General features: G+C 46.6%; 1 protein-coding gene and 1 pseudogene. Both read right to left on the bottom strand.

The window, feature by feature from the left end:
- Positions 1–222: 222 nt before the first annotated feature.
- Positions 223–3,465 carry a DEAD/DEAH box helicase gene (locus tag BM378_RS20130; RefSeq protein ID WP_074989887.1) on the bottom strand — a complete coding sequence of 1,081 codons (3,243 nt, stop codon included), beginning with the start codon at positions 3,463–3,465 and terminating at the stop codon, positions 223–225.
- Positions 3,462–3,692: pseudogene (locus tag BM378_RS20125) on the bottom strand (hypothetical protein); the annotation flags it as partial. The gene BM378_RS20130 and the pseudogene BM378_RS20125, both read right to left, overlap by 4 nt.

The raw sequence follows: 3,692 nt of genomic DNA, 5'->3' as shown, positions 1-3,692 counted from the left end.
AAAGCCAGCATGAGAAGCAAACTCAAAATGGCTGGCTGGGCCGATGAATTCAGAGCAGAGCTTATTTTTGGGTAAAAGTATGCGGTTGCCCTGGTTGATCCACGAAATGGTTAGCAATCTTTAACTGCTTGATTATATGGCCATTAGTAATTAACTATTTTTTTGAAATTACCTGGTACCGACATAAATGTCGGTACCATACTCTAGAACAAGAACGACTTTTTAAGCTTCACCTGAAAGCCGCTTCCATACTTTCAAATAGTCTTCGCCGGACAGCGAGGAATTATCAGGTTTCAAACGCGCCCAATCATCCGGTTTCAAAGACTTCAGATATTCGCTGGCTTTTCGAGGTGACAGAGTATTTTCTGCACCGGCTTCAGTTCGAGCCTTAAAGTCTTCACCGGCACGTTCAGCAATACTACGCGGAACGCTGTTCATACGCATCAATACACCTTCTTCGGTTTTTACACCATGGTAAAGCATCGCTGGGAGGTTATTTAATCTGCGCTTTTCTTCGTCTGTCATGGCTTCAAAATCAAGCCCTGAAGTTGGCATTTTGCTTAATGCCGACAACCCCCAAGCGCCATTATTGGCCAAATCTCTATAAACCGCTCTGCAAGCTTTAGATATTTGATCTGTAAGGCTATCACCTTCAAAGTAAGTCTTCGCTATAGATTCAATGGAGCTACCTGTTACCCAAGCCTGGGTAATATCAGCAAGTTTACGATGACTATTCCCCTGTCCTTTACTAATCTCTTTTAAACTTTCTTGTAACTGCGGAACCCGCAGCATAATCCCCATCAAGCTTGGCAACACAGACTTCGATTTATCGCCAAATAGACTCGAAGGCTCCCAATCTGCAAGCGTTAACTTGTTTTCAAGGTTATTCAAATCCAATAAAGTTGAACGAACGCCCTCTGGAGAGAAGCCTGTAACATCAGCAAGAGAAGCATTTTCTGGATGCTCAGCTAACTTTCTAACATACCCTTTGGTAGCCTCAAGAAGCGCATCAGCTTTCTCTTGCGAGGCTTTATCAGCTTTAGCGCGCAGAGAACCAAACCCGTAGGTATTTCGCAGTAATTGTTCAGCTTCACCAATTACAGCGTCCAAGTTACGTTTTTCATTCCATAAATGAGCGATATAGCTTCTGAAGTCTGCCCATTGTTCTTGCTGCATAACCCAAGATAAGTTTGCTAATTCCCCCGCAGCTTGAAGATCATCCAGCATTCCTTCCAGGCGGGAAACTAACGATGCAGTTGCATCACTAACATATTTCCGGATCTCATTCGGTTGTGCACCTGCTGCAATACCGATAACGCCTACGCTATCATGGCCGATACGCCCAGCTCGACCCGCTAGGTTCCAAAATGCCCGATGCGACATTTCATTGCCGTAAGGCAATTTTCTCGTCGCAAGAAAAACAGATGAAACAGGGAAGTTAAGCCCTTGTGCTATGGTTGTCGTCGCGCACATCACTCGAATATGGCCAGCTTCTGTAAGCCATTCGATTAATGAAAGCGCCTCAGCGGGTAAGCCTGCATGATGCACAACAACACCTTTTGACAACATATCAATTAGCTCAAAGTCCTCACTAATCTCAGCCGCTAGAAAACGCTGAACCAGTTTAATGTCTTCATGCACCGAAACTAAAGGTTCAAGCTCTGCGGCAACTTTACGAGCAATACTCCAAGCATCTGGAATCGTCTGCGCTACAGCAATACTGGTACCACGCTTAGAGAAAACCTTAGCCATAGCAACAGCCTGTGTTGCGAGCCCCTTAGCGCTAGAGTACGTCAGTTTTTGCAGAGGGCGGTTACCATCTACATTGTGGATTCCTTTAAGGTGAATCGTTCGTTGAGTGGTCATCAACGTTTCAAAACTTAAATTCCAATCACCACGTTTTTCACCTTTATGAATATCAAATAAGCCAACAATTCTCTCATTCGGTTGCCAAGCAGAGGTGCCCAAGCTGATGCTTCGGCCACGATCAGCGGCTAGCCATTGAGCTAAATCGTTAGCATTCGGCACAAATGGCATCAATAGTAAGAAGTTTGCCCGAGGTGATTCTTGCTTAATCGTTGCAAGCAGAAGTTCAATGCGCAAGCCACGAGACTCATCTTCAATATTATGGGCTTCATCCATTACAACCAGAGCCAATGGGCGAGCGACTTTTTTGTTTCTCATCACCAATTGAAGTTTCTCAGGTGTTGCAACCAAAACCTGAAAAGCACGTGCTTCACCCAAAAGCGCTTCTTCAAAAGCATCGACTTCAATCGCGCCAGTTAACGGCTCAACTTGAATACCTAATGGGCCAAAATCTTCACGTAATCGTCGGGTAATTTGAGCAACCAAAGCGCGAGTTGGCGCAACATAGGCCACCCAACCATCATCCTGATCAAACTGATTCAGCGCTTGCAACATGCGGAACTGTGCCAGCGCGGTTTTACCGCCGGATGTAGGCAAATCAACAATTACCGCTCTACTGGCTTGATCGAGTAAACCTTGCTCTTGCAGTGCCGCTCGTTGCGGAGGTAACAGTTCAAATAAGCTCTTGTGCTTAGTCACATGGGAAACAAAGCGGGTCACACGGGAGTTAACCGTATGCGCCACCCACCATAAAGAGCCAGCGACCATTTTGCGGCTTGCGACATGTAACCAGCGTAAAATCATTTCGAGCTGCGGGTCTTTCGAGGCTTGTGCCGCTTTTTGCGCCGCTTCAAAATGCTGATCTAATTGTGCATCGATCGCTACCGGTTCGCCTTGCAGCATGTACACCGCTAAACGCTCTGTTGCTTTGGCCCAGTGATAAAGCGCCACTAAACGCATTGCTATGCTTTGCGCCTCTGCACCTTGAGATTGTTCTAGTAACGCTTTTTCGTAGTTCGCTTGATCGTTTCGTAAACCAAGTACAATCTCTGAAATCTGATCTAAGTCGTCCCAGCGGTTTTTACGTAGTAGTCGTAACCAACAATCAAAAATTCGGTAAAGCAGACGCTTATCCCAAGTAACACCTGCCACACTGGGTACTGCTAATGTACTGTTCTGCTCTTCAAACCATCGACGTAAATCGGTCCAGCGATCGGCGCAATACGCCAAACCCGACACATGCAACACATGAAACAAGCGCGCCTCATTGTCACTCGGTACAGGTAACACACGATAAAGCCCGAACGCTCGAAACGCGCCAGCTTGTGCAAGCTCACGAATATTTTTATTGTCCTGATTGGCAACAGGGTGCAACAAAGCGCCAATGCCTTCGATCGCGGCCAACTCATACGCTGTTGCTACTTGCTCTAACAAGTCACTGTCAAACTCAGTTGCCGCATGTTCGAGTAGATTACCCAGCGCCACATCAACCAAGCGCCGTTCCGCCATTTCCATAGCCGTATCACGCCGCTCAGCGCCAATCGACTGAACAGCCCAATGCTGATCTACCTGTAGTAAGTGCTCTTGTGAAAGCGTCATGACGCCTCCTGCATAACCGCTTGAGCACGAGCAGACAGCGTACCAATCATATTAAGAGGAAGATATAAAGCGTACATTTCAATATCAGTTTGCACTGGACAATCGGCCGCCAGTACTTTTGCTCGGCCTGCAATATCAGAAGCACTTGGGGCAATATCGCGCACCAAAACACCATAAACAGCAACGTCCGTTGTGTTCGAGCTCAAATAGCGTTTGGCAGCGCTTTT

Source organism: Pseudoalteromonas lipolytica (assembly GCF_900116435.1).
Lineage (GTDB): Bacteria > Pseudomonadota > Gammaproteobacteria > Enterobacterales > Alteromonadaceae > Pseudoalteromonas > Pseudoalteromonas lipolytica.
Note: the sequence above shows the minus strand (reverse complement) of the source record. Positions and strands in the feature narration are given on the sequence as shown.

What these genes read in the sequence shown, in the direction of transcription:
- BM378_RS20130 (WP_074989887.1), bottom strand. Translation starts at nt 3,465, where the DNA reads ATGACGCTTTCACAAGAGCACTTACTACAGGTAGATCAGCATTGGGCT.